Origin of the sequence: Paenirhodobacter sp. CAU 1674, from assembly GCF_029222945.1 — a bacterium.
Taxonomy (GTDB): domain Bacteria; phylum Pseudomonadota; class Alphaproteobacteria; order Rhodobacterales; family Rhodobacteraceae; genus Rhodobacter.
This window is the reverse complement of record NZ_JARHUH010000006.1, coordinates 1-25,776: the sequence shown is the minus strand read 5'-3', so window position 1 is coordinate 25,776 and position 25,776 is coordinate 1. Positions and strand designations below refer to the sequence as shown.

Below are 25,776 nucleotides of genomic sequence, written 5' to 3'. Positions count from 1 at the left end.
TCAGATCTTCAGATGCTCCAGCACCCGCGCGCGGCTGTCGCTTTGCGTGGTGCCGGAATCGTCGATCTCGCCCAGCATCAGCGCCCGCGCCATGATGAGCATCTTCTGCTCGCCCCCCGACAGGGTGCCCGCCTTCTGGGCAAGCCGCCCCTGAAGGAAGGGGAAATGCCCGAACACCTTGTCCAGGGCGGCGTCAAGATCGCGGTCGGAATGCACGGCCAGACGCAGGTTGTCGCGGATCGACAGATCCTGAAACAGCGGCTGTTCCTGCGGCGCATACCCGACCCCGGCCGTCACCAGCGATTTCGGCGACATCCCGACGATCGACGCCCCGTCCAGCCGGATATCCCCGCTGCGCGCGGCGACAAGCCCGAGGATGGTTTTCAGCAAAGTGGTCTTGCCCATGCCGTTCTTGCCCATCAGCGCAAAGATTTCGCCCTTGCGGATGGTCAGGGACAGATCGCGGATGATGGCGATCGGGCCATACCCGCTGGTCACGCCCTCCAGCACCAGCTTGTCTGCCTGGGTCACCGTGTCACGCATTTTCGCCCCCGGAATAGATTGTCTTGACGATTTCGGAATTCACGACCTCGTCGACCGATCCATCCAGCACCAGCCGCCCCTGATGCAGAACGACGATCCGGCTGGAGATGTCGCGCACGAAATCCAGATCGTGTTCGACAAGGATCGCGGCGAAGCCCATCTCGGCGGTCAGTTTCCGCAGGATGCCGCCAATGGTGGTGCGCTCGGCCTTGGTCAGGCCCGCGGTCGGCTCGTCCAGCAAGATCAGCCGGGGTTCGAGCGAGACCACCATCGCCAGTTCCAGACTTTGCTTCTGGCCATGCGACAGCAGCGACACTTCGGTCGCAAGCAACCGGTCGAGCCCGGTCAGTTGCAAGATCTCGACCGCCGCTTGCGGCAACCCCAGGTCATGGGCGGTCGCGACGCAACTGGGCGTGTCCAGCGCGCTGCGCGCCATCCGCAGGCAGTCGGCCACCGTCAGGCTTTCGAACACGCTGGCCACCTGGAATTTGCGTCCCACGCCAAGCGCGACGATCCGGTCGGGCGTCATGCCCGCGATGTCCTGCCCGGCGATCCGCACTGTCCCGCCGGAGCGTTCCTTGCCATCGGTCAGGCAGCGCATCATCGTGGTCTTGCCCGCGCCGTTGGGGCCGACAAGGCTGACCAGTTCGCCGGGCGCGACATCAAGGGTGATGTCCTCCAGCACCTTGTGGCTGCCATAGGATTTTTCGAGTTTGGAAATGCTCAGCAACGGTCCGTCGCCCTGTTGCGTGTGATGCGTGGCTGCGCTCACCGTCAGTGTGGGGCCACCGCCGGTTACCACCTCGTTGCGGCCGCGCCGGGTGAAACGCGCCACCAGCGCCGCCAGTCCGTTGGGCAGGAAGATGATCATCACCACAAACAGCGCGCCGATGATCAGCTGCCACAGGAACGGCAGTTCGCCCGACAGGTTCGCGCTCAGATAGTCGATGCCGATGGTCCCCAGGATCGGGCCCAGAATCGTGCCGCGCCCGCCAAGCGCCGTCCACACGACCAGTTCCGTGCCGAAGACGAAGCCGGTGTTTTCCGGTGCGACCACGCCCGAGGCATTGGCATACAGGAACCCGGCCAGACCTGCGACACCGGCCAGAACCGTGGTCAGCACGATCTTGATGCGCTGCGTGTTCAGGCCCAGATAGGCGCAGCGGGTTTCATTGTCGCGAATGGCGGTCAGCACCCGCCCCGCGTCCGACCGCACAAAGACCAGCGCACCGATGGCGACCAGCACAAGGCACAGGCCCGACAGGCGGAAGAACCCCTCCAACCCGAAGGGCAGGCCCATGTAGCCGACCAGACCGCTGCTCGATCCGGTCAGGGTGCCGCCGGAATAGACCAGCTGCGTCACCACGATCGGAAACACCAGCGAAATCACCGTCGCATAGATCGGGGTCGATCCGTAGTAGAACGACAGCCAGCCCACGGCGATGCCAAGGATCATCGGCACCAGGATTGCCAGCACCAGCGCGCCGCCGATCAACGCGGGCGAACTGCCGACATGGGTCAGCAGCATCGCCGTGGCATAGGCGCCGATCCCGAAGAAGGCGGCCTGCCCGAAGGTCAGGATGCCAGTGAACCCCCACAGCAGATCCAGCGTGATCGCCAGAATCGCATAGATCATCGAACGGGTCAGCACGTTCAGGCTGAACCGGTCCAGAAACAGCGGGCCCAGCAGCACGAGCGCCAGCGCCGCGACGGCCAGACCGCCAAGGATCAGCGCGCGACGCTGGGCAGAGGGGCGCGGGGATGCGGTCAGGGTGTCAGACACGGGAGAAGCCTTTCGAACTGATGCGGAGCACGAGCGCGGACAGCACCGCAATCGTGATCCCGCCAAGAATGGGACTGATGAAGGTCGAGACGATCACCTGCGCGCCCCCGAACAGCAGACAGGCCACTGCCAGGGCCCCGAAGGACGAGCCCGCGACCATCACCAGCATGAAGGCGCCGATCAGCCAGGCCACGCCCATGTTCGGATCGACGCTGGTCAGCGGCGTCAGCAGAACGCCGGCAAGCGCCGTCAGCCCGGTGCCGATCATGAAGGTGACCAGCCGGATGCGCGCGGTATCAAGCCCGAGCGCGCGCGCCAGGGCCTCGTTCATAATGATGGCGCGGGCCGACAGGCCAAGCCGGGTGCCTTCCAGCACGAAGGTGACGCCGATGCCGATCACCAGCGCGGCCGCCAGTGCGAACAGACGATACAGCGAATAGGCGGTGCCGAAGATGTCGACGGTGCCCGACAGCAGGCTGACGGTGAACTGCACGTCGCGCCCGAACCACAGGGTAATCAGCTGCCCGATGACGATGCTCAGCCCCCAGGTGGCCAGAATGGCATCCAGCGGGCGGGCATAAAGCGGGCGCACGATCAGCCGCTCGGTCAGGGCGCCCAGCACGGCGCCCGCGGCAAAGGCAAGCGGCAGCGCCAGCCAGGGGTTGAGCCCCAGTCCCGCGGTCACCACCGCGCAATAGGCCCCGACGGTCAGCCAGGCGCCATGCGCGAAGTTCACGATTTTCAGCACGCCGAAGATGGCGAGCAGCCCGGCAGAGACAATGAACAGGATCGCCGCCGTGGTGATGATGTCGAGCAGGAGGGTCAGCATCGGGTAACCTCTGGCTTGGCGCCGTGCGGCGCGGCAGGTGTCGGGCCGGGAAGCTGGCGCCCCCCGACCCATGAGAGTGCAGGTGTCAGATCACAGATCGGGGCACTGCGCGCCCGGATCGACATTGGCGAAGCTTTCCACCACCGAGACCGAGCCATCGGCCTGCACCTGACCCAGATACATGGTCAGCGGCGCGTGATGCTGGGCATTCATCTGAATGGTGCCGCGCGGCCCGACGAAGGAGACTTCGCCAAGCGCGTCCAGAACCGGCTGGGTGTCGGTCGTTCCTGCCTTTTCGACCGCGGCCTTATACAGATAGACCGCCTCGTATTCCGGCACCGACAGATCGTTCGGGGTGCGCAGCTCGTCGCCGAACTTGGCCTTCATCGCCTCCAGGAAGGCGGTGTTTTCGGGGCTGTCGATCCCGGTGACGTACGAGGCCGAGATCAGGATGCCTTCGGCATCGGCGCCCATGCTTTGCGCGGTGCCTTCATCGACCGCCAGGTTGGCATAGGGCAGGGCGACGCCCGCGCCGCGCAGCTGCTTGGACAGGGTGACGTTCGGCGCGCCGCCCGCGGTCGAGGTAATCAGCGCATCCGCCCCCGAGGCCTTGAGCTTGGAAATGATCGCGGTCCAGTCGCTGCCATCCATCGGAAGGTATTCTTCACCGACCACGGTGCCGCCGGTGCTTTCCACATAGCTGCGCGCAAACTCCAGCATCCCGCGACCGAAGGCATAGTCGCTGCCGATCAGGAAGTAATTCTTGGCGCCTTCGGCCTTGAGGTAGTCCACGATCGGCGGCACCTGCTGTTCGGGCACCCAGGCGTTGACATACAGGAACGGGCTGCACGACCGGCCCTCGTAGAACGAGGTGTAGATATAGGGCACCTTGCCGCGGGCCACGATGGGCAGGCCCGCGTTGCGCGCCGCACTGGTTTCCATCGAGATCAGCACGTCGACCTCTTTCTGATAGACCAGCGCGTCAAAGGCTTTCTGCGCGCCCGCCGCGCCCGAGGCGTCATCGGCGATCACCAGTTCGAGCGGACGGCCCAGAACGCCGCCTGCGGCGTTGATTTCCTCGACCGCGAGTTCGGCGGATTGCACGACCGAAGGCGCGACGACGCTGTTGGCACCCGACAGGCCGACGGGCACACCGATGCGGATCGGTTCGCCATCGGCGGCAAGGGCGGTGCTGGCGAACAAGGCGCCGGCGAGGGTGGTGAAGAGGAAGGTCTTTTTCATCGTGTTTTCCCTGTTGGTTGGAGTGGTGGCAGAGGTGGAAGGGCAGGTGGTCAATCGCCGTAAACGTCGCTGCGTCGATCGCCGAAGATGTCGTTGAAGGCGTTCAGCTTGCGTTTTTGCGGCACGGCTTTCGGCGTGATCGTTGCATAGAGGATCTCTTCCCCGGTGCGGCCTGCGGGGCCGGCCAGGGGCCAGCCGGTCGCGTCGATGATCAGGCTTTGCCCGATGAAGGGCTGGCCCCGTTCGGTGCCGACGCGGTCGGCGCAGGCGATGAAGATGCCGTTGGAATGGGCGGCGGCCTTGTGCAGGATGTTCGACATCGCTTCGGCCTCGGCGGGTTGATCGGGCATCGGCACCCAGTTGGTCGGCACGCAGACCACCTCGGCGCCCTGCATCGCCAGCTGACGGAAGGTTTCGGGGAACCAGCCGTCGTAGCAGATCGCAATACCGATCCGCCCCAGCGGCGTGTCGAATACCGGCAGGCCCAGGTTGCCCTTCGCGAAAAACAGGTTCTCGCGGTTCCACAGGTGCAGCTTGCGATAGGTGCCGATATAGCCCTCGGGGCCACAGAAGATGGCGGCATTATAGAACGCCTCGTTAGTGGCCTCGGCCAGACCCGCAACCAGATAGACGCCCAGTTCCTGCGCCAGCGCGCACAGTTTGCGCGCGCTGCGCCCTTCGGGGATCGGCTGCGCCAGTGCGGCCAGTTCTTCGGTGCTGTCAAAGACATACCCGCTGTCGGCCAGTTCGGGCAGAACGATCAGCCGGGCGCCCTGGGCCGCGGCCGTGCGCACGCGCGCCTCGATTGCCGCAAGATTTTCCTCCACCGCGCCGATGATCGGCTCGAACTGGATGCAGGCGATGGTGACGGTTTCGGTCTCGTCGGTCTCCAGGGTCACAGCAGTCTCCAAAACGCAAAAAGCCCCTGCTGCGGTGTGTCACCGCAGATCAGGGGCTACATAGCCGGGATGTCAGGCGGCAACCTTGCCGCAGAGCAATCTTGCTCGTCCCGGAAAGACTGGCACGCAGTTGAATGTGGTTCAACTTTAATTATTGAGCATTCGCCACATTTTTAGGCTGATTTATTGGGCGTTTTGGGAACGGTTCCGCGCACCAGACCAAGCCGGGCCATCGTGTCATGCGCGGCGATGATGTCTTCGGCAATTGCCGCCAGCGGGGTGCGTTCGGCGGTGGCCTGATCGCGCAGCAGTTTATAGGCCGCGTCTTCGCTCATGCCTTGCACGTCGATCAGCAGACGGATCGCCCGGTCGACCAGACGGCGGCCCTTCAGCGTCTCTTCCAGCTTGGTGACCTTGCCCGCCAGCCGTGCCTCATATCCCTGGCGATAGCGGGCCAGTGTGAACTGCGTCAGGATGCCGAGCGACCGCAGCGGCTTGCTCATCACCCCATGCGCGTTCAGGTCATGGATCGCGCGCAGCGAGGTCGGGCTTTCATAGGTCACCACCGCGATCACCGCCAGGTTCTGCCCCTCCAGCAGACGCGCCAGCTGATCGGTCGGGGTGTCTTCGACGCTTACGAAGACGGTGTCGATCCCCTCGGGCAGGGTGGCGGGCAGTGGCCAGACCGCCGTGATCGCACAACCCAGCCGCCTGAGCTGGTCGATCAGAACCTTGCCGTCCTCGTCCCGGGGATGGATCACCAGCACCCGCGCGCGGCGCAGGTCGTCCAGTATCCGGCGTGGAGGATGCCCTTTCATGCCCATTCCCGCAGTGACGGTTCCTCGAACCGTGTGGTTGCGAAATAAGGATCGGGCCGAACCAGCCCGCCCCCTGTCCAGACGATGTCGAACAGCCCGTCGGCGCGCGCCACCCCGATCCGCGGCGTCAGCCAGGAATGCCGGGTATCGGCGTCGATCTGGACCGGGCCGCCCGGGGTCCGAAATTCGCGGCCCGCAATCGCCTGCCCGATCCGCCGGGTATCGAGCGCGCCGACCTGTTGCAACGCCTGCGCAAACAGGTGGACCTGCCAATAGGCCGGTTCCGACCAGACGCTGGTGGTGGCCGCGGCCCCGTAGCGCGCCTTGAACGAGGCCACGAACTTGTGGTTCGCGGCGGTGTCGATGGTCTGGAAATAGCTGGCGGCCAGAATGTGCCCGGTGCATCGGGCCGGTCCGATCCGGGCGATCTCGCCCTCGGCCATGGTCAGGCTGGCAATCGGGCAGGCGGTGCGGTCGATCCCCGCGGCATCGTAAAGGGTATAGAACGTCTGTGCCGAACTGCCCACGAGGGTTGAAAACACCGCGTCGGGTCTGATCCGCGCGATATCCTCGATCAGCGGCACCTGATCGGCGGCGCCCGCCCCCAGCGGCAGATAATGCTCGGCCACAATCTCGCCGCCCTTGGCCTCGATCAACTCGCGCATGACGCGGTTTGATTCATGCGGATAGATGTAATCCGACCCGACAAAGACGATCTTGCGCCCGCAGGTCTGCAACAGGTAATCGGCCAGCGGCAGGCAGGTCTGGTTCAGCGTGGCGCCGGTATAGACCAGATTTTCGCTGTATTCGAAGCCTTCATACATCGAGGGATAGAACAGCAGCCCGTTGTGGCGTTCGACCACCGGCAGCACCTTCTTGCGGCTGCCCGACATCGAACAGCCGAACAGGATTTCCAGCTCGTCATCCGACAGCATCTGCCGGGCCAGCGCACGATAGGTATCATTGTCCGAGCCCGGATCGCGGCAGACCGGCACGATCGGACGGCCCAGCACCCCACCCGCCGCGTTGATCTCGTCGATCGCCAGCAGCGTTCCGGCAAGATGTTCGCCTTCGGTAACGGCGGTCGTCCCGGTGGTCGAGAACAGCACGCCGACCCGCCATCCTTCTTGCGCAGATGCGTTCATGCCGAAGATCTCATCGCGATGTCCTGTCCTGACTGGCGCCGCACTATAGGCGCCGCAGCCCCGCGACCGCAAGGCAGGGCCCGGCCCGCGGGGTCAGCGCGTGGCCGAAAGCCTGGCCTGGCTTTCCTGCCAGGCCATCAGGCGGCGGCCTTCGGTTTCGTCATGCAGCCAGGCGGCTTGCGCGGCGGCCTCGGCATCGCCTGCCCGCAGCGCGGCGATCAGCGGTTGATGCTGGGCGATGATATCTTCGGGCCCGGTGGCGACATGGGTGTTCGACGTGGCGATGAACAGCCGCACCTGCTGTTCCACGATGCGGTATTGCGCGGCCAGACGGCTGTGTCCGCTGGCCGCGATGATTGCACGGTGCAAGGCGACATCGGCCTCGATCATCTCGGACAGATCGCCGCCCGCGCAGGCGTTTTCCAGCGCGGTGAAGGCCGCCTCCAGATCCGCCCGCACCTCGGGTTCGCGCCGTTCGGCGGCCAACCGCGAGGCGAGCCCTTCGAGACTGCCGCGCAGGGTCCAGATTTCCCACACATCGCGGGGCGACAGATCCGCCACCTGCCAGCCGGTATAGGGGATCTGCACGATGATGCCCTCGCTTGCCAGCCGGTGCAGCGCCGAGCGCAAGGTGGCACGCGCGACGCCCAGTTGTTCGGCCATGGCAACTTCGGTCAGGCGGCTGCCCGAGGCGATTTCGCCCGACAGGATATAGTCGCGCAGGTTGTTGGTGACCATTGTCTCGGTCGACTCGCGCGTCACGGGGCGCAGCTTGTTGAGTGACATTTTCGTTCCTGTGACGTGGCCTGCATTGAAACGGTATCATCCTGTGCGATACCGCCAAGCGCAAGGGGTCAGCCTGCGGGTGTGGCGATTGTCACGGCAGGCTGGCGTGCCTCGATCGCCTCGGCGGCGGCAAGGGCCACGTCCTCGCGGTATTTCCCGGCGACGATCTGGACCCCCAGCGGCGTGCCGTCTGCCGTGGCGCCGGTGGCAAGCGTCAGCGCGGGCAGGCCGGTGACCGGCAGACCGATCATCGCGGCCTGCGCCTCCCAGACCCGGGCGTAATCGGCATCGCTGCGCAGGTCCAGATCGTCGGCAAAGGGCAGTTCGGCCGAGGGCGGCAGCAAGACAACGGGGTAGCGTTCGGTGAACAGCTGCCAGGCACGGGCAATCGTCACGCGCCGGGTCAGCGCGGCCGAAAACTCCGCCATCCCGAGCGACAGCGCGAATTCGCGCTGGCCCGCCAGCGCCGCAATCGCGCCGGGGTCGCCCTCGCGCTCGGCCATTGCCACCTGCCCGGCGTAGTCGTCGCCCATCCACAGCGTCAACTGCACCGCGACCGCCTGTTTGATCGGGGGCAGGTCGTCGACCTCGTCCACCTGCCAGCCCGCGTCGCGCAGCCGTTCGGCCGCGGCCCGCAGCGCGCGCTGCAATTCGGGCGCGGTTTCGGCCCCGTCGGGGCACAGGCACAGCGCGGCGCGCCGGTCAACGGCGGGTCCGGTCAGCGGCGCGGGCACCCACCAGATGTCGCGTGCATCGGGCCGCGCCATCGCCGCCAGCGCCAGGCGCAAATCGTCCACCGTGCGCGCCAGCGGCCCGGAAACCGCCATGATCTGCCCGCCGATGCTGCGGTCCTTGCCACTGGCATTCCACGCCGCGACCCGCCCGATCGAGGGGCGCAGCCCGTGAATGCCGCAGGCATAGGCCGGGTAGCGCACCGATCCGGCAATATCCGTGCCATGTCCGATGGCCCCGATCCCCGCCGCCACCGCGGCGGCCGCGCCGCCCGACGATCCGCCCGGGGTCAGCGCCCGGTTGCGCGGGTTGTAGGTGTGGCCATGCAGCAGGTTGTTGGTGAACCAGCGATAGCTGAACGCCGGCGTGTTCGTGCGCCCGAGCGATACCGCCCCCGCCGACAGCAGGCTTTCGACCACCGGGTTGTTCGTGGCGGCGATCAGATCCTTTTGTAGAGTGATGCCATTGGTCGTGGCATAGCCGGTCTGATCGACATTGACCTTGATCGTCACCGGCACCCCGGCCAGCGGCCCCGGATCGCGCCCGGCGGCCAGCATCGCATCCACCCGGTCGGCGGCGGCCAGGGTTTCCTCGGGGCGGCATTCGACGACGGCATTGATCGCGGGGTTGACCGCATCAAGCCGCGCCAGCGCCGCCTGCGCGACCTCGCGCGCGGACAGGCTGCGGGCGCGCACCAGCGCGGCAATCTGTGTGGCCGACAGGCTCCAGAGCGGGGTAGGGGTCATGGGTGTCTCCGTCGGTTGGGCGGGTTACGGGAAAAGCGGCGCGCCTTCGGCCACGGCATCGGCCCACAGGTGCCAGGGTTCGGCCATGCCTTCGTTCACCCCGTCCCTGCGCCGGATCGCGCCAAGGGTGGTGAAGCTGTTCGGGTGTTCCTGCCGGTCGGTCAGCACGACGGGAAATTCCGCCGCCAGCAGATCCAGCGTGTCCGCATCGAACCGCGCATCGGCGACCAGCGTGGGCGGCGCGGACAGATCGAAGCGCGGCGCGCTGATCGCGGTCTCCAGATCGTGCCCGGCATCGGCCAGATGGATCAGCGCCTGATAGACCGCGGGCAGGATCTTGCGCCCGCCCGAGCCGCCGATGGCCACGACATCCTCGCCCGGGCCGGTCATCATCATCGGCGCATAATTCGCCAGCGCCTTGCGCCCCGGCCCGATGGCGTTGATCCGTCCGGGGCGCGGGTCGAACCAGTTGACGCCATTGTTCAGCAAGATCCCGGTCTGCGACGAAACCACGCCTGACCCGAACAGCGACAGCAGGGTTTGTGTCAGCGACACGGCCATGCCGTCGCGGTCGACCACGCTGAAGTGGGTGGTGCAGCTGGGCAGGCTGCGTTCGGCCCCGTCGCCCAGATGGGTGAAGCGATGCTCCCACGCGGCGGCCATCGCGCGGGCGGCGGCCAGCGTGGCCTGCGGGCCGGTGCCGGGCGGCGCGCCGTTCAACTGGCGCAGCGCAAGGGCGATGGTGACGCCGCCGTTCAGCTCGGGGACCAGATGCAGGGTGCGGTCGCGGAAGGGTTCGGTCGCGGCGGGGGTCTCGGTCGCGGCAAATCCTGCCAGATCCTCGGTCGAGAGATACCCGCCAAGCGCCTGCACATCCTGGGCAAGGGCGGCTGCAATCGCGCCGGTATAAAGTGCGCCGGGCCCGTCGGAGGCGATCTGGCGCAGGGTGCGGGCCAGCGCGGGATTGGGCAGCCGCAGCACCTGCCCGCTGACGGCGGCGGGGGCCACTGGCGGCACGCCGTTCGGCAAGAACCAAGCGGCACAGGCCGGATTGCGGGCGATCCGCGCCATGTCCTGCGCGATCCACAGCGTGACATGCGTGTCGACAAAGACCCCCGCCTCGGCCAGCGCGATCGCCGGGGCCACCAGATCGGCCCAGGGCAGGCGGCCAAAGCGGGAATGCGCCCGCTCCAACCCGCGCAGAAGGCCGGGAATGCAAATCGACCGCGGCCCGATAACGTTGCGATCCTCGAACACATTGGGCCAGCCGAACAGATCGCCATCCTTGCCCTCGACCAGCGGAAAATCGGCGGGGTCCAGCGCGGCGGGCGACCGCGCGCCCGCGTCGATGGCGGTGACCGGCCCGCCCGCCGGACGCACCAGCAGCGCGCCGACCCCGCCGATCCCGCTCATCCAGGGTTCCAGCACGCCGATCGCGAAAGATGTGGCAATCGCCGCATCCACCGCCGAGCCACCCGCCCGCAGGATGTCTGCGCCGATCTGCGCGGCCTGCCGGTTTTGCGCGGTGACGATGCCGCCGTCGCTGCGGACCGCGGGTTTGGTCACGCGCAGTTCGCGCGACAGGTTGGGCGAGCGGATGTCGGTGATCGGCATGGTGGACCTCAGGCGGTTGTGGCGGGTCTGGTGTCAGTGAAGGTCGGGCCGCCCGGCATCATCCGCAACTCATCGGGCAGGTTCTGCCAGTGCCAGTCGGTCGTGCGCATCATCATCGCGCCGGGCGCGACGGCGGTCAGGATTTCCCCCGCGATGGGGCGGAAATCGGCGCGGAAATGGATTGCGCTTTTCACCACCAGAATGTCCTGGGCGGTGGGGTCGATCCCGACATAGCGGAACATCGCCTGATCGGCGAGCTGCGCCTTGGCAGAGCCCACGACGACGCGCACCCCGCCGATACGCAGACAGGCCGAAGCGCCCAGATCCATCTCGCGTTCGCCGTAATAGGGGCCGAAGGTGTGCAACCGCCCGTTTGACAGCGCCTCGACCGTGAAGGTGGCGTGCAGCGGGCTGTCGCCGGCAATCGGCGCGCGCCCGCCCAAATCGAGTGTGATTTCCGCCCCCACGCCCGCCTTGTGGGCGGCCGCAGCGGCCGTTGGGTCGTAGATCACGCCAATCGCCGCGTTCGTGGCCTGATGCGCGATCAGCGCCTTCAGCAAACCCATCGTGTCAGAACTGCCGCCCGCGCCGGGATTGTCCTGCGCATCGGCGATCACCACCGGGCGGATGCCCTGCCGGACCAGCGCCAGAGCCTGCGCGACGGCGGCATCGGCATCGTAAAGCGGCCCGGCAAAGGCGGGCTCGGCGGCCAGCACGTCCTGATAGACCGCCTCGGCCGCGGCCTCTGCCGCAGCGGGGGTATCGCCATAGGCCCAGACGACCGGGCTGCATTCGGCGAAATCGGCGGCGGCGAAACCCATCGTCCAGGACAGGCTGGGCAGGTTCTGGTCGGCCTCGATCTGCGCCAGTCGTTCATAAATTCCCTTGCTGGGCTGGCTTTCGGTCGCCTGCCAGCAGATCGGGATCAGATAGGGAATGCGGCGCGCGGCCTTGGCGAAAGGCGCACCACGGTCCAGCCGTTCGGTCAGTAGATGGAACGCGCGGGCCCCGGTTTCGGCCATATCGACATGCGGATAAGTGCGGAACGCGACCAGCGCATCGGCCAGATCCAGCATTCGCTGCGTGACATTCGCGTGCAGATCCAGGCTGACGATGACCGGAATATCCGTCACCGCGCGGACACGCGCCAGCAACTCGCCCTCGCCGTCGGGCACATTCTGGGCACACATCGCGCCGTGCAGATCCAGATAGATTGCATCGGCGGGCAGATTGGTGCGGATGCCGTCGACGATCTCGGTCGCGATCCGCTCGTAAGTGTCGCGCGCGACGAAGCCCGAGGGGCAGGCCGCGCACCACAGCACCGGCACCACCTCGGCGCCAGCCTCGCGCGCGGCCTGCAGGAAGCCCGCGCCGGGGATGTTGGCCGTGGGCACCAGCGCGTCGATCACCGCATCGCCCCGGCACAGCCCCGGAAAGCCGCCGCCATGGGCAAAGGCCGCGTCATCGGCCAGGTCCGGCGCGAAGGTGTTGGTTTCATGCTGAAACCCGGCAAAGATGATCCGCATTGCGCGCTCCTTCTCAGACGGCCCGCTGCACGGGGCGGAAATTCTGGAAATCCCATTCGGGGGCCGGGGCCGCGTCGATCAGGCTACGGGTGTAGTCCTGCACCGGTGCGGCCAGCACATCGCGCGCCGGTCCCTGCTCGAGGATCCGGCCACGCTGCATCACGACGATGGTGTTGCAGATCTGCGCCGCGACTCGCAGGTCGTGGGTGATGAACAGGATCGCGATACCGGTGCGGGCGCGGATTTCCTCGAACAGTTGCAAGACCTGCGCCTGCACCGTCACGTCCAGCGCCGAAACCGCCTCGTCCGCGATCAGCAGGTCGGGTTCCATCACCACGGCGCGGGCAATGGCGATGCGCTGCCGCTGCCCGCCCGAAAACTGGTGCGGATAGCGGCTCATCACCTCGGCGGGCATGTTCACCAGTTCCAGCGTCTCGGCAGCGCGGCGCGCGGCCTCGGCCTGCGGGACGCCGTAGTTCAGCAGCCCCTCGGTCAGCGATTGCCCGATCGTGCGCCGCGGGTTGAGCGAACGGTAAGGGTCCTGAAAGATATACTGCACATGTTTGCGGATCGGGCGCAGGTTGCGCACCGGCACGATGTCTTCACCGCTGAGCACGATGGCGCCGCCGCTCGGGTCGGTCAGGCGCATCACGCAGCGCGCCACCGTCGACTTGCCGGACCCGGATTCGCCGATGATGCCGGTGATCTCGCCCTTGCGCACGGTGAAAGAGATATTCTGCGCCGCCAGCACCGAACTGTCGCGATACAGGCCCTTCTTGCCATAGCGTTTTTCCAGACCGATCACCTCGAGCACCTTGGGGTGGGCGGTCACCGGCGCGCAGCGCGGGATCAGGCTGGGGACCGAGGACACCAGCATCCGGGTATAGTCCTGCTGCGGGTCGGACAGGATTTTCGCGCAGGTGCCGGTCTCGACCAGATCGCCGCGGTTCATCACCACGATCCGGTCGGCGATTTCCGACACGACGCCGAAGTCATGGGTGACAAAGACGACGGCGGTCTTTTCCTCGTCCTGCAATTCCTTGATCAGACGCAGGATCTGTTTTTGCGTGGTCACATCCAGCGCGGTGGTGGGTTCATCGGCCAGTAGCAGCCGCGGGCGCAGGATCAGTGCCATCGCGATCACGATGCGCTGGCGTTGCCCGCCCGATAGTTGATGCGGATAGGATTTGTAGATCCGTTCCACATCGGGCAGATGCACGCGTTCCAGCATGTGCAACACCTTCTGCCGCCGTTCCGCCGCCGACAGGTTGGTGTGCAGGCGCAGCACCTCGTCGATCTGCGCGCCGGCGGTTTTGACCGGGTTCAGCGCGGTCATCGGTTCCTGAAACACCATCGCGACCTTCTGCGCGCGCAATTCGCGAATTCGGGCGGGGGTGGCCTGCAGCACGTCTTCGCCATCCAGCAGGATGCGCCCGCCGGTGACCTGCAGCGCGTCTTTCGGCAACAGGCCCATCACCGCCATCGAGGTGACCGATTTGCCCGAACCGGATTCGCCGACGATGCACAGGGTTTCGCCTTCGCGCACGTCGAAGCTGATGTTGCGCACGATCGGCTTGCGACCGGCGGGGCGGGTGTCGATCGTCACATCCTCGACCGAAAGAACGACCTGAGAGGGGGGCGTGGTCATGTCGCTGTCTCCTTAAAGCCGTTTCGCCATGCGCGGATCGAGCCGGTCGCGCAGCACATCGCCCAGCATGTTCACGCTCAGCACCGTCAGCGACACCATCGCGCCGGGATAGAGGATGAGTTCGGGCTTGAGCAGGAAGAAGGTGCGCCCGTCGGCCATCATGTTGCCCCAGGACGGGGTTTCGGGCGGGATGCCCGCGCCCAGGAAGCTGAGGATCGATTCCGTCATGATCGCCGAGGCGAAGATATAGGTGCCCTGCACCAGCAGCGGCGCCACGGTATTGGGCAGCATGTGACGCCAGACCATCTTCCACACGCCGGTGCCCAGAACCGAGGCGGCCTCGACATAGGGTTCGTTCTTCACGCCCAGGATGACAGAGCGGACCATCCGCGCGATCCGCGGGATTTCGGGCACCGAAATCGCGATCAGAACGGTGGTCAGGGTCGCGCCCGAAATCGCCACCAGCGCAATCGCCAGCAGAATGCCCGGGATCGCCATCAGCCCGTCCATGAAACGCATGACGATGATGTCGGCCCATTTGAAATAGCCGGTGATGACCCCGAAGAAGACGCCGAACAACAGCGATACCAGCACCGTGCCCGCGCCCACCGCCAGCGAGATCCGCGCGCCATAGACGATGCGGGAATAGACATCGCGGCCGAAACTGTCGGTGCCCAGCCAATGCTCGGGCCCGCTGCCCTGCAGGCGCAGCGCAGGATTGATCGCGACCGGATCGGTGGTGCCCAGGAACGGGGCCAGCACCGCCATCAGGATGATCGCCCCCAGCACCAGCGCCGAGATCCGCGACGGCCAGCTGGACAGAACGCCGCGCACCAGCGCGCCAAATCCGCCGTCCGGTGCTGCCGAGTCCATCTCCGGCAGGTCGCGGGCGGGGGGTATGGGGGTGTCCGGTGCGGGGGTCTGGGTCATCGAAAGGTCCACTTGTTATGGGGCGGAAGGGGCGGGCCGGCGCGGCCCGCCGTCAGTAGCGGATGCGCGGGTCGAGCAGGCCGTAAAGCAGGTCGACCCCAAGGTTGATGAAGACGTAGATCGTCGAGAACAGCAGGATCACCGTCTGGATCACCGTGTAATCGCGCGCCAGCACCGCCTCGAGCACCAGCCGGCCGAGGCCGGGGATGTTGAACACGGATTCGGTGACGACGACGCCGCCGATCAGCATCGCGATCGACACGCCGATGATCGTCACGATCGGCACCGCGGCATTGCCAAGCGCGTGGTGCATCAGCACGCCGCCCTCGGTCATGCCCTTGGCGCGGGCGGTGCGGATGTAATCCTCGTTCATCACCTCGATCACATTGGTACGCACGATCCGCGCGATCAGGGCGATATAGGGGAAGCTGAGCGTGACCGAGGGCAGCACAAGCCGGATGGCGAAGTCATGGAACCCCGCCGACAGCGGCTTGTAGCCCTGCACCGGGAACCAGCCCAGCGTGCGTGCGAAGATCAGGATCAGCACATAGCCGATGATGAACACCGGCACCGAGAAGCCCAGCACCGAGCCGGTCATCACCAGACGGTCCAGCCATTTGCCCTGCTGCCAGGCGGCGATGACGCCCAGCGGGATCGCCACCGCGACCGCAAGCACCACGGTCGACAGGCTGAGCGCCAGCGTCGGGCCGAAACGGTCCATGACCAGCGCGGCCACCGGCTTGCCCGACACCAGCGAGACACCGAAATCGCCCTGCGCGATGGCGCCGAGCCAGATGAACAGCTGCTCGAGCAGGGGCTTGTTCAGCCCCATGCTCTCGCGCAGCGCGGCCAGTTGATCGGGCGTGGCATTCGGCCCGCCGATCATCACGGCGGGGTCGCCCGGCGACAGGCGCAGCACCATGAAGACGATGATCGCCACCATGAACAGCACCGGCACCGCCGAGAGAACCCGCTTGACGACAAAGCCCAGCATCAGGGCCTCACTCCGCCTTCTCGATGTTCCAGAACACCGGGGCTTCGGCGTCCAGCTGGCCGGTCAGCTTGGCCGACTTGACGGTGACGTTGTAGAATTCGCCCATCGGCACCATCACGCCGTTGTCGATCACCAGCTTGTCGATCTCTTGCCCGATCTGCTTTTGCTCTGCGGGGTCGGAACTGCGGGCGAGCTTGCCGCGCAGGGCTTCGATCTCGGGCACGTTGGGCCAGCCGAACCAGGCGGACTCGCCGCCCGCGGCCACGCCGATGAAGCCGATCGGATCGCCCACATCGGGCAGCACGTTGGTGGTCGAGAACATGTTCCAGCCGCCGTCGGCCACCGCCGCCTTGGAGGCACGGCGCGCCACGACGCTGGCCCAGTCCATCGACACCATATCGACGTTGAAGCCCGCATCGCGCAGTTGCTGCGCGATCACCGGACCCTGCGGCGCCAGGTTGTTCAGGTCGGTCGCGTGCATCAGCATGATCGGCGTGCCGTCATAGCCGACCTCGTCCAGGATCGCCTTGGCCTCGGCGGGGTGCGGCTGGATGATGTCCTCTGCCCGGTAATCCGAGGCATAGAGGCTGTCGCAGCCGAACACAGCGGCGCAGATCGTGCCGTAATCCGAGGCCGCGCCGACCTGCGCATCCAGCATCGGCTGCTGCCCGAGCGCCAGCAGAACCGCCTCGCGCATCTTCGGATTGTCGAAGGGCGGCAGGGTGTGGTTCATCCGGGCAAGGTTCTGGCTGCCCTGCTTGCGATAGACATCGGCGGTGAAGTCGGGATTGCCCTCGACCAGCGGCAGAAGGTCATGCGGGATCTGTTCGTAAAAGTCGATCTCGCCCGCCAGAAGCGCGCTGACCGCGGTCATCGAGTCGGGCATCGTCGTCCAGACCACCTTGTCGATCTTGACGACCTTGCCGCCGGCCAGACCGTCCGCCGGTTCGTCGCGCGGCACATACTCTTCGTTCTTGACGAAGGTCGCGCCGACGCCGGGCTGATACTCGGCTTCCACGAACTTGAACGGGCCCGACCCGATGGTCGAGGTGATCGGCTCGCTGATCGGGGTTTCGGCGGCGGCCTTGGGCAGGATGAAGGGCGCCAGGCCCGACGGCTTGCTGAGCGCGATCAGCGCGATCCCGGTCGGTTCCGAGAAGGTCATGGTGAAGGTTTTCTCATCCACCACCGACATGTCGCTGAGCAGCGAGGCCATCACCTGCCCGGTCTTGTCGACCTGGCTCCAGCGTTTCAGGCTCGCCACGGCATCCTCGGCGGTGACCGGGGCGCCATCGTGGAATTTCAGCCCATCGCGCAGGGTGAAGGTATAGGTCGTGTTGTCGTCGGACACGGTCCAGCTGGCCATCTGCGGCTGCGGCTGGCCCTTGGAATCGCGCGCCAGCAGCGTGTCGTAAACCATGTAACCGTAGTTGCGCAGGATATAGGCGGTGCTGATCACCGGATCGACGGCGCGCAGCGGCGCGTGCATCACCGCGGTGACGGTGGTTTCTGCCTGAACGGCAAGGCCGGCCGTACTCAGGCACAGCGACAGCAGGGCGGTCTTGAGGATACCGGGACGGATACTTTTCGGGGGCATTCGATTTCTCCTGGGGCTGAAGCGGACATAAGAATGACGATTGTCGCCAATTGTGAATCGAGGGTAGTTCAGTTTTTTTCGCGCTGGCAACTGTCAATGCGGCACGGGGGCCAGTTTTCTGTCGCAACGCGGGGCGGGGCCTCTTTCTGTGTTGAAAAACCAATATTTATCAGTTTGTTGGCGCATTTTTCCGAGTGCCGGATATATATGCACCTTGCGTTTCTCAGGGCAGCAGGGGCGGCGGGTCTATTGCGCGGCGATCTGTAACGGCTCGGTTCCGCACCATTCGGCGATGAACAGCGCCATCGCCTGTGTGACGTGCTTGACGGAACTGAGGCTGACCGCCTCGTCAAAACCGTGGATGCCTCTGGATTTCGGGCCGTAGCACAGCGTCGGAATCCGGTTGTAAAGCGCATAGACCCGGGCATCGAGATAGGCGGGCGTCATCATCGTTTCGAGCGGCGCATCGAAGGCGGCCTGATGCGCGCGGCCCAGCACCGCCTCGGCCTCGGAGCCGGGATCGAGGATGTAGCCCTCGGCGTTGAAGCCGTTCTGCGTCAGCTTCGGCGGGTTCTGTGCCAGGTAGCGGTCGGTGCGCGCGAAGGCTGCGATGTGATCGGCGATTTCCTGAAACTTCGCCTTCGCCCGCTGCCCCGGATAGATCGACACGCGGACCTGAAAGCGGCACCAGGCGGGCACCGAAGATCCCCAGTCGCCGCCCTCGATCATGCCGATGTTCAGGTTGATCGGATGCGGGTCTTCGGCGCATTCGGGGTGCGCGTCGCGTTCGGCGTTCCATTTCGCCTCGATCTCGCGCAGCGCGCCGATCAGCCGATAGGCGGCGTCGATGGCATTGGCGCCTTCGCCCATTTCACGCACATGGACCGGTGTTCCGCGCACTTCGACGCTGAACCACAAAACGCCCAGCCCGGCACGCACCAGTTTCTCATCCTCGGGTTCGGGGATCAGGGCGGCATCGGCGGTATAGCCGCGCAGGAAGGTCTGCATCGCGCCGTTGCCGGTGGATTCCTCTTCCACCACCGATTGCAGATAGACGGTCGCCGCCGGTTGCAGGCCGATCCGTTTGAGCGCCTCGAGCGCAAAGACATTGGCGGCAGCCCCGGCCTTCATGTCGGCGGCACCCCGGCCATACATCCAGTCGCCCTCGATCGCGCCGCCGTAGGGGTCGTGTTCCCACATGTCGCGGGGGCCGACCGGGACCACATCCAGATGGTGCTGCAAGATCAGCGAACGGCCGGTTTCCTTGCGCGGGTGGTGGATGCCGACGATGATCGGGGCGCGGGAATGGGTGTCGGAAAACGGCGCGCCGCCCTCGTGGGCGGTCAGCGCGGCCTCGTCCATCTCGAAGCGGTCCATGGTCATGCCGCGGGCGCGCAGATCGTTGTGGATGAAGTCCTGAACGGTGAATTCCGCACCGCGTTGCGAGGCGAAAGAGACAAGCTTTTGCGTATACGCGATCTGGTCGTCGAAGCCATCTTCGACGGACCGAACGATCGCGGCACGCAGGTCCGCGGTGATCGTCATGTGTTTCCCTGTTTTCTTCTGGTGTTTTGGAAAGCTTTGTGAAATCGCGTTGCAATGTCAACAAATGATTTTATAGTATCATTTAGTGATACTTGGAGCCGAAATGACCGACGTCACCTCTCCGTCTCAATCCATGCGCGCCGTCAGCCGCATCGCCGCCATTCTGGGCAGTTTCCGCCCTTCGCAGCCGGAACTGACCCTGACGCAGGTCGCGCAGGCCAGCGGGCTGGACAAGAATACCGTGCGAAGACTGCTGCTTGCGCTGTGCGAGACCGGCATGGTCGAGCACCGCGGCGATCTGTACACGCTTGGCGTGGCGGTGCTGAAACTGCAGCCCGCCGTGGCGCGAGTGATGCCGCTGCGCGAGGCGGCGGCGCCGTTCCTGCATGTGCTGACCCATGGCACGCAGATGTCGTCTTTCGCCTGGATGCCGGATGAGACCAGTGCGGTCTGTGTCGAACGGGCGCGAATCGATACCGTCCAGATCGAGGCGGCCTGGTCATCGACGGGGCGGTCGATTCCGCTGCACCTGGCCTCGGGGCCACGGGCGATTCTGGCGCATCTGAGCCCGGCGCAGCGGCAGGCCTATCTCGCGCGGCCCTTGTTGGCGCGGACCCCGTTTTCGCTGACCGACCCCGCCGCGCTGGAGGCCGAGGCCGCAAAGATCCGCGCCGAGGGGCATGCCTTCGTCGCGGATGATTTCGTGGTCGGTCTGGCCGGGCTGGCGGTGCCTGTCTTCGACCGGCGCGGCGGGCTGGCCGGTTCTGTCTCGGTCACGGCGCGCAGCGATACGCTGGCCGAGCCCGAGGTTTTCACCCAGGCGCTCGGCGCGCTGAAAGAGGCCGCGGCGGCGATTGGAATCCGCTTGCAGGCTCAGCCGTAAAGGCCGCGCAGCACGGCCTCGGTCTCGGTCAGCAGACGGTCGGCGTCGTCGGCGGAAAACACCAGCGGCGGGCGGATCTTGAGCACATTGGCGTCGGGCCCGGTGGCCGAGATCAGCACGCGCCGTTCGCGCAGCTGGTTCACGATCTGCGTGGCCGCCTGCGCGTCCGGCACCTTGCCCGCACGGTCGCTGACCATCTCGACCCCGACATAAAGCCCCGCGCCGCGCACATCGCCGATTGCCTCGAACCGGCGGGCCAGCGCGGTGAACCCGTCCTGGATCATCTGGCCGATCCGCGCGGAATTGGCCTGCAGGTTTTCGCCGCGGATCACATCAAGCGTCGCTTGTGCTGCGGCAATCGCCACGCTGTTGCCGCCGAAGGTGTTGAAATAGCGGGTGTCGCGGCCGAATTGCGCCACCACCTCGGGCACCACGGCGATGCCCGCGACCGGGTAGCCATTGCCCATCGGCTTGCCCATGGTGACGATGTCAGGGTCGAGCCCGTGCCGCTGGAACCCCCAGAAACGCTCGCCGGAACGGGCAAAGCCCGATTGCACCTCGTCCGCGACGAACAGGCCGCCCGCCGCGCGCACGGCCGCTGCCACCGGGCCCAGCACCTCGGGCGTGGCAAAGATGCCGTCGGACGAAAACAGCGAATCCGCGATGAAGGCGGCCAGCCCGTCGCCATGGCGGCGCAGCAGATGCGCCTGTTCGGTGACCGCCGCGGCCATCATCTGCCCTAGCGTCGCCGGATCATGGCGATAGCTGTCGGGCGCCGGGATGCGGCGCACCCAGGTCCCAAGCGGCGACTGATCGCCCAGCGAGGGCGAGAAGCTGGCCGTCAGGTCGGAATTGCCGTGATAGGCCTCGGCGGTGACAATGATGCCGTTGCGCCCGGTGTGATGCCGCGCGATCCGCATCGCCAGATCGTTCGCTTCGGATCCGGTGCAGGTGAACATCATATGCCCGGCCTCGGCGATCCGCCCGCCAAAGCTCGGCAGCAGGGTTTCAGCGTAATTCAGGATGCCGTCCTGCACATAGCGGGTATGGGTGCACAGCGTCTGCATCTGCTGATGCACGGCGGCGACGACATGCGGGTGGCAATGGCCGACCGAGACCACGTTGTTATAGGCATCCAGATATTCGGCGCCGTCGCGGTCGAACAGCCGCGTGCCGCGCCCGGTCGAGACCTGCACGGGCGTCTGATAGAACAGCCGGTAGGCGGGCCCCAGCAGGCGCATCCGCCGCGCGATGGCGGCGCCGGTGGCCGGGTCCAGATCGGACAACGTATCGGGGTTGAAGGCGTTGACCATCTTGCCGTGGCCGGGGGTGGGCGAGGACATCGGATTCCCTTTCGAATGCATGGGCAAAGAAGCGGCGGGGGGCGTCACAGAAGCAATGCGGACATATCATCCGGGCTGCGGGCGAGAAACCAGTCGAGTTGTGCCCAGCCCTGTTCTGTGTTGCGCAGGATATAGCGGCGATTGTCGGGAAACAGCCGTGCGCGCCACAGCGACAGCAGGGCGCGGGCCACGACACGACCCATGATAAGATGCGGCACCAGTGCCAGCTCCTCGTCGGTCAGATCCGCAATCTCGCGATAGCCCGCCAGCAGGCGCTTGGGCGATTCCAGAAGATCGGGCACCGGGTTTTGCGCCGCGTCGCGCGGCAACTGGTTCAGCATCGCGGTGGCCAGGTCGATCGCGATGGCGGTCTCGACCGTATCGCCGAAGTCGATGATGCCGCAAACCCGCGCCGGGCCGCTGCGATCGACCAGCAGGTTGGAGCGGTTGAAATCATTGTGCAGCACCTGCCGGCGCAGGGCGGCGATCCGTGGCATCAGGGCGTCGAACCGTGCCAGCCCCTGTTCCAGCGCCCGGCGTTTCGCGGGATCGTCGACATGGGCCAACAGCGGTTCCAGGCCGGGCAGATGACGGACATCCCAGGCCAGCGCGCGCGTCGCCGCGGGATGGGAAAAAGAGGCGAGCGCATGGCGCATCCGGGCCAGATACTGCCCGATCTGAAACACCTCGGCGGGGCTGGGGGTCAGCGTATCCAGAACCGTTCCCGGCAGGAAGCTCAGCAGCCGGACGCGCCGACCGCTGCCCAGCTCTGGCAGGGCGTTGCCGTCCTTGTCCACAAAGACGCGCGGCACCGGCAGATCGGGGGCCACCTGTTCCAGATGCTGCAGAACCCGGACCTGAAGATCCAGCTCTGCCACCGACTCGCCCGGGTTGGCGATTTTCAGGATGAACTGCCGCCCGTCGGGGGTACGCAGCCGGAAGGTGTCATCCTTTTCGGTTTCGAGCCGTTTGAGCGTGCCGCCCAGCCGGTAATGCACCTGCGCGATCCGTTCCGCGAGGGCGTCGGGGATCGGGTCGAATGTCGTCCCCAGCGAGCCGAAGTCGAAGGCCCGCGGGGGGGAAGAGGGAAGTGTCATTGCATGTTCCGTTCAGCACCCTGCTGGGCGCGTTCGTTGAATAAGACCCGTCGCCGGTCAGGCCCCCAGTGTCAGGAACAGACCGGCCATCAGCCGGGCCCGAGGCGCGAGGCTGCTGGCAAGGATGTGTTCGTTCAGCGTGTGCAGCCCGTCGCCGGTAGCCCCCAGTGAGCACAGCGATGCCACCCGCAGCGCGCCCGAGAAATTGGCGTCCGACCCACCCCCCGAAGAGGCGCAGGGCAGATCCATCCCCATCTCGGCCGACAGCGCGCGGGCGATATCATAGAGCGCCATCGTCTCGGGTTGATCGTTTTCCCAGACCGGGCGGGTCACGGTTTGCGTCACGCTGAACGTCACCCCGTTGCGCGTGCCCGCAAGCGCCAGCATCCGCGCGGCGCCCCGGTCCAGATCGGCCTGTTCCTTGGCCATCGACAGCACCTGCGCGCGCGCGAAACTTGGCACGCAGTTCACCCAGGGGCCGGAGGTCACATCATTGACCGAGAAGGTGCAGCTTTCGGTGGTCATCGCCTCGATCTCGATGATCCGGTGGGCCAGCTCGCGCACGGCCGAGGTGCCATCGGACAGTTTTGCGCCGGCATGGCTGGGAACGCCCGTGCAGGTGATCTCGAACCGGGCGATGGCGTAGCGCCCCGTCGTTACCCCGTTATCGGGCAGGGCGGGTTCGGGGCACAGAAAATAGCGATTGGCCAGGGCCTCGGCCTCGATCAGGCTGCGGGTGGCGGGGGTGCCGATTTCCTCGTCGGGGGTGAACAGGAAGGTGACGGGCAGCGGTGTCTGCATCCCGGCGCGCACGATCTGGCGCATCGCTTCAAGCGCGATGTAATTGCCCGACTTCATGTCCTGGATGCCGGGGCCGAATACCTTGTCGCCCTCGATGCGGAAGGGGTTTTTCGCGAGCGTTCCGACCGGATGGACCGTGTCGAAATGCCCCGAGACCAGAATGCCCGGGCTGCCCTGATCGGGATGCGGCATGCGCGCCCGGACCGAAGGACCACAGCCCATCCGCCCCGGGATGATTTCGACGGCGGCGCCAAGCGCGGCGCAGTCATAGGCGACCAGATCCATCATCCGCGCGACGGCGGCGGCGTCGAATGTGGGGCTTTCGCATTCGACCCAGGGCTTCAGCCCGGCGATCATCGCGGCGGTGTCGAAGGGCAGATCGGGCAAGGTCATTGTGCGGCCCCCCGGGTCTCGACAAGGCGCGCGAACAGGCTGGCGCCCACCGGCAGGATCGCATCGTCAAAGATGAACCCCGGGTTGTGCAGCGGCACGGTGCCACCATGGCCAAGGGTGCAATAGGCCCCCGGAACGAGTCTGAGCATGTCTGCCATATCTTCTGATCCCATCTGCAGGTCGGTTTTCTCGAAGGTGTTTTCGGCGCCCACCACCCCGGCCGCGCAGGCCAGCATGTCGGAGGTGCGCACGGGGTCGTTCATCAGCACGTCGAAGACGTTCCAGATCTTGAGGTCGATCTCGCAGGCATGCGCGGTGGCAAATCCGGCGCAGATCTGTGTCATGCGCTCCGCGATCAGGCGGCCGGTGGCATCATCGAAATAGCGCACGGTTCCCGACAGGCTGGCGCTGTCGGGGATCACGTTATAGGCCGAGCCCGCGTTGAATTTGGTGACCGACAATACCGCAGGCCGGGTCGGCGCGACATTGCGTGCAACGATGCCCTGCAGCTCCTTGATCAACCCTGCGCCGATCACGATCGGGTCCGTGCTGTCCTGCGGGTTGGCGCCGTGACTGCCGCGCCCGGCAATCGTGATGTCAAAGAAATCGGCCCCCGCCATCGCGGCCCCCGGTTTCACCCCGATCGTTCCGGGGCGCTGACCGGGGGCGTTGTGCAGCCCATACAGCTCGTCGCAGGGGAAGCGCTCGAACAGCCCGTCACGGATCATCGCGCGGGCGCCGCCCAGCCCCTCTTCCGCAGGCTGGAAGATGAAGATTGCCCGCCCTGCGAAATCCCGCGTCTCGGCCAGATAACGCGCGGCCCCCAACAAGATCGTCGTGTGCCCGTCATGCCCGCAGCCGTGAAACACGCCTGGTGTCTGCGAAGCATAGGGAAGGTTGGTCATCTCCTCCATCGGCAGCGCATCCATATCTGCGCGCAGCCCGATGCTGCGGCCGGGGCGGTTGCCCTCCAGCACCCCGACCACGCCGGTGCCGCCCAATCCGCGCGTCACCGTGATCCCCCAGCTTTCCAGAAGTTCCGCGACCCGCGCCGAGGTGCGGTGTTCGGCAAAGCCGATTTCGGGGTGTCGATGAAAGTCGCGACGCAGGGCGGTCAGGTCGTCGGCGAAGGCCGCGATGCGGGGGAGCGTGGGCACGAGCGTCTCCGGTTTAAAGGTCGATTGTCGACAATAGGTCAACTGACGACCGCCCCGTCAATCCCCATGTGTCTGGAAGCGGGCCTGCGTCGGCGTGTTGCCCAAGAACCGGGCAGTTCGCATCAGCCCGGGTCTTCGTCGCGTGATCGAAGCGGGTATTGCCCGCTCGGGCGCGGAGGGTTCCGAGGGAGGCGGCCCGCGCTACGCGAGTCACCCGAGACCGGGCGACTCGCGAGACGACAGGGCGAGTCGCCCCGCAGCAGGGTGTGATTCCCCGGGGACGGGCCCCTGACCGAAACGCTAGACGCCCGCAGGACCGAGGGTCCCGGGCTCTCTGCCTGCCGGGTGCGCCCCTCTCGTTGCGGTGTGCCCTGCGTGAAAAACCTCTGTGTTTTATGGGCTGATCGGCCGTGATGCCGGGTGCATGACGGCGGCGACGGGCCTTGCCTGCGCGGCAGCTATTGGCCCGAAAACGAATTTTTTCATTTTTCCCGAAAAATGGGCTTGCGGAGTTTGGTGAGTCTCCGTAGAACGCCCCTCACCGAAGCGGGACACACTGCGACGGGGCGCCGGAAGGGCTGCTGGACTGGGAACGGGACGGTGGCAGGGAAGGCGGGACGGATGAGGTTGAATGGCGGGCAGCGCTTGGATTGAGCGCTTCCGGTTTATTTTTGCCTCTTGCTCTTTGACATTGCGAGATATCTGAAGAGATATGTGGGCGGTTT

21 protein-coding genes are annotated in these 25,776 nt (G+C 66.1%); 1 reads left to right on the top strand and 20 read right to left on the bottom strand.

Features of this window, described 5'->3' with window-relative positions; genetic code table 11:
* The 16 genes from P2G62_RS09730 to P2G62_RS09655 form a co-directional block, all read right to left on the bottom strand.
* Positions 1–543 (bottom strand): ATP-binding cassette domain-containing protein, encoded by a 543-nt coding sequence (locus P2G62_RS09730; protein ID WP_275734698.1) that lies wholly within the window; start codon positions 541–543, stop codon positions 1–3.
* Positions 536–2,326, bottom strand: a complete 1,791-nt coding sequence (locus P2G62_RS09725; protein ID WP_275734697.1) for an ATP-binding cassette domain-containing protein — start codon at positions 2,324–2,326, stop codon at positions 536–538. Before P2G62_RS09725 ends, P2G62_RS09730 begins: the two co-directional genes overlap by 8 nt.
* Positions 2,319–3,155, bottom strand: a complete 837-nt coding sequence (locus P2G62_RS09720; RefSeq protein ID WP_275734696.1) for a branched-chain amino acid ABC transporter permease — start codon at positions 3,153–3,155, stop codon at positions 2,319–2,321. Before P2G62_RS09720 ends, P2G62_RS09725 begins: the two co-directional genes overlap by 8 nt.
* A 90-nt stretch (positions 3,156–3,245) precedes the next feature.
* Positions 3,246–4,397 carry a substrate-binding protein gene (locus P2G62_RS09715; protein WP_275734695.1) on the bottom strand — a complete coding sequence of 384 codons (1,152 nt, stop codon included), beginning with the start codon at positions 4,395–4,397 and terminating at the stop codon, positions 3,246–3,248.
* Between the two features lie 50 nt (positions 4,398–4,447).
* On the bottom strand, positions 4,448–5,296 hold the full coding sequence (locus P2G62_RS09710) for a nitrilase family protein (protein ID WP_275734694.1): 849 nt from the start codon (positions 5,294–5,296) through the stop codon (positions 4,448–4,450).
* 173 nt (positions 5,297–5,469) lie between these two features.
* Positions 5,470–6,114 carry an ANTAR domain-containing protein gene (locus P2G62_RS09705; RefSeq protein ID WP_275734693.1) on the bottom strand — a complete coding sequence of 215 codons (645 nt, stop codon included), beginning with the start codon at positions 6,112–6,114 and terminating at the stop codon, positions 5,470–5,472.
* Entirely contained in the window at positions 6,111–7,259 is a 1,149-nt protein-coding gene (locus P2G62_RS09700) for a transporter substrate-binding domain-containing protein (protein ID WP_275734692.1), read from the bottom strand. The genes P2G62_RS09705 and P2G62_RS09700 overlap by 4 nt, the downstream gene beginning before the upstream one ends.
* Before the next feature lie 93 nt (positions 7,260–7,352).
* Positions 7,353–8,045, bottom strand: a complete 693-nt coding sequence (locus P2G62_RS09695; protein ID WP_275734691.1) for a GntR family transcriptional regulator — start codon at positions 8,043–8,045, stop codon at positions 7,353–7,355.
* A gap of 68 nt (positions 8,046–8,113) precedes the next feature.
* Positions 8,114–9,523, bottom strand: a complete 1,410-nt coding sequence (locus P2G62_RS09690; RefSeq protein ID WP_275734690.1) for an amidase family protein — start codon at positions 9,521–9,523, stop codon at positions 8,114–8,116.
* 24 nt (positions 9,524–9,547) lie between these two features.
* Positions 9,548–11,137 carry a gamma-glutamyltransferase gene (locus tag P2G62_RS09685; RefSeq protein ID WP_275734689.1) on the bottom strand — a complete coding sequence of 530 codons (1,590 nt, stop codon included), beginning with the start codon at positions 11,135–11,137 and terminating at the stop codon, positions 9,548–9,550.
* A gap of 8 nt (positions 11,138–11,145) precedes the next feature.
* The gene (locus tag P2G62_RS09680) at positions 11,146–12,663 is read right to left on the bottom strand and encodes a M81 family metallopeptidase (RefSeq protein WP_275734688.1); all 1,518 of its coding nucleotides are present in this window, start codon (positions 12,661–12,663) and stop codon (positions 11,146–11,148) included.
* 13 nt (positions 12,664–12,676) lie between these two features.
* Positions 12,677–14,311, bottom strand: coding sequence for an ABC transporter ATP-binding protein (locus P2G62_RS09675; protein ID WP_275734687.1), 1,635 nt, complete (start codon positions 14,309–14,311; stop codon positions 12,677–12,679).
* 12 nt (positions 14,312–14,323) lie between these two features.
* Positions 14,324–15,241: an ABC transporter permease gene (locus P2G62_RS09670; protein WP_275734686.1), complete on the bottom strand. Its 918-nt coding sequence runs from the start codon at positions 15,239–15,241 to the stop codon at positions 14,324–14,326.
* A 52-nt stretch (positions 15,242–15,293) separates the two neighbouring features.
* Positions 15,294–16,235, bottom strand: coding sequence for an ABC transporter permease (locus P2G62_RS09665; protein ID WP_275734685.1), 942 nt, complete (start codon positions 16,233–16,235; stop codon positions 15,294–15,296).
* Positions 16,236–16,242: 7 nt separating this feature from the next.
* Entirely contained in the window at positions 16,243–17,832 is a 1,590-nt protein-coding gene (locus P2G62_RS09660) for an ABC transporter substrate-binding protein (RefSeq protein ID WP_275734684.1), read from the bottom strand.
* A 246-nt stretch (positions 17,833–18,078) separates the two neighbouring features.
* Positions 18,079–19,377: an ArgE/DapE family deacylase gene (locus tag P2G62_RS09655; protein ID WP_275734683.1), complete on the bottom strand. Its 1,299-nt coding sequence runs from the start codon at positions 19,375–19,377 to the stop codon at positions 18,079–18,081.
* 103 nt (positions 19,378–19,480) lie between these two features.
* On the opposite strand from P2G62_RS09655, the gene P2G62_RS09650 reads away from it, so the two are divergent.
* Positions 19,481–20,260, top strand: coding sequence for an IclR family transcriptional regulator (locus P2G62_RS09650; RefSeq protein ID WP_275734682.1), 780 nt, complete (start codon positions 19,481–19,483; stop codon positions 20,258–20,260).
* On the opposite strand, the gene P2G62_RS09645 is transcribed toward P2G62_RS09650, so the two are convergent.
* Genes P2G62_RS09645 through P2G62_RS09630 form a run of 4 tightly spaced genes read right to left on the bottom strand, consistent with a single transcriptional unit; the run spans position 20,251 to position 25,051 of the window.
* Complete coding sequence (locus P2G62_RS09645; RefSeq protein ID WP_275734681.1) at positions 20,251–21,603, bottom strand: aspartate aminotransferase family protein; 1,353 nt, start codon at positions 21,601–21,603, stop codon at positions 20,251–20,253. The genes P2G62_RS09650 and P2G62_RS09645 overlap by 10 nt on opposite strands.
* 44 nt (positions 21,604–21,647) lie before the next feature.
* Entirely contained in the window at positions 21,648–22,700 is a 1,053-nt protein-coding gene (locus P2G62_RS09640; RefSeq protein WP_275734680.1) for a phosphotransferase, read from the bottom strand.
* A 57-nt stretch (positions 22,701–22,757) separates the two neighbouring features.
* On the bottom strand, positions 22,758–23,894 hold the full coding sequence (locus P2G62_RS09635) for a M20/M25/M40 family metallo-hydrolase (RefSeq protein WP_275734679.1): 1,137 nt from the start codon (positions 23,892–23,894) through the stop codon (positions 22,758–22,760).
* The gene (locus P2G62_RS09630; protein ID WP_275734678.1) at positions 23,891–25,051 is read right to left on the bottom strand and encodes a M20 aminoacylase family protein; all 1,161 of its coding nucleotides are present in this window, start codon (positions 25,049–25,051) and stop codon (positions 23,891–23,893) included. The genes P2G62_RS09635 and P2G62_RS09630 overlap by 4 nt, the downstream gene beginning before the upstream one ends.
* Positions 25,052–25,776: the final 725 nt, after the last annotated feature.

What these genes read in the sequence shown, in the direction of transcription:
- P2G62_RS09685 (WP_275734689.1), bottom strand. Translation starts at nt 11,137, where the DNA reads ATGCCGATCACCGACATCCGCTCGCCCAACCTGTCGCGCGAACTGCGC.
- P2G62_RS09665 (WP_275734685.1), bottom strand. Translation starts at nt 16,235, where the DNA reads ATGCTGGGCTTTGTCGTCAAGCGGGTTCTCTCGGCGGTGCCGGTGCTG.
- P2G62_RS09695 (WP_275734691.1), bottom strand. Translation starts at nt 8,045, where the DNA reads ATGTCACTCAACAAGCTGCGCCCCGTGACGCGCGAGTCGACCGAGACA.
- P2G62_RS09715 (WP_275734695.1), bottom strand. Translation starts at nt 4,397, where the DNA reads ATGAAAAAGACCTTCCTCTTCACCACCCTCGCCGGCGCCTTGTTCGCC.
- P2G62_RS09670 (WP_275734686.1), bottom strand. Translation starts at nt 15,241, where the DNA reads ATGACCCAGACCCCCGCACCGGACACCCCCATACCCCCCGCCCGCGAC.
- P2G62_RS09675 (WP_275734687.1), bottom strand. Translation starts at nt 14,311, where the DNA reads ATGACCACGCCCCCCTCTCAGGTCGTTCTTTCGGTCGAGGATGTGACG.
- P2G62_RS09690 (WP_275734690.1), bottom strand. Translation starts at nt 9,523, where the DNA reads ATGACCCCTACCCCGCTCTGGAGCCTGTCGGCCACACAGATTGCCGCG.
- P2G62_RS09635 (WP_275734679.1), bottom strand. Translation starts at nt 23,894, where the DNA reads ATGACCTTGCCCGATCTGCCCTTCGACACCGCCGCGATGATCGCCGGG.
- P2G62_RS09650 (WP_275734682.1), top strand. Translation starts at nt 19,481, where the DNA reads ATGACCGACGTCACCTCTCCGTCTCAATCCATGCGCGCCGTCAGCCGC.
- P2G62_RS09705 (WP_275734693.1), bottom strand. Translation starts at nt 6,114, where the DNA reads ATGAAAGGGCATCCTCCACGCCGGATACTGGACGACCTGCGCCGCGCG.
- P2G62_RS09645 (WP_275734681.1), bottom strand. Translation starts at nt 21,603, where the DNA reads ATGTCCTCGCCCACCCCCGGCCACGGCAAGATGGTCAACGCCTTCAAC.
- P2G62_RS09700 (WP_275734692.1), bottom strand. Translation starts at nt 7,259, where the DNA reads ATGAACGCATCTGCGCAAGAAGGATGGCGGGTCGGCGTGCTGTTCTCG.
- P2G62_RS09660 (WP_275734684.1), bottom strand. Translation starts at nt 17,832, where the DNA reads ATGCCCCCGAAAAGTATCCGTCCCGGTATCCTCAAGACCGCCCTGCTG.
- P2G62_RS09680 (WP_275734688.1), bottom strand. Translation starts at nt 12,663, where the DNA reads ATGCGGATCATCTTTGCCGGGTTTCAGCATGAAACCAACACCTTCGCG.
- P2G62_RS09640 (WP_275734680.1), bottom strand. Translation starts at nt 22,700, where the DNA reads ATGACACTTCCCTCTTCCCCCCCGCGGGCCTTCGACTTCGGCTCGCTG.
- P2G62_RS09655 (WP_275734683.1), bottom strand. Translation starts at nt 19,377, where the DNA reads ATGACGATCACCGCGGACCTGCGTGCCGCGATCGTTCGGTCCGTCGAA.
- P2G62_RS09720 (WP_275734696.1), bottom strand. Translation starts at nt 3,155, where the DNA reads ATGCTGACCCTCCTGCTCGACATCATCACCACGGCGGCGATCCTGTTC.
- P2G62_RS09730 (WP_275734698.1), bottom strand. Translation starts at nt 543, where the DNA reads ATGCGTGACACGGTGACCCAGGCAGACAAGCTGGTGCTGGAGGGCGTG.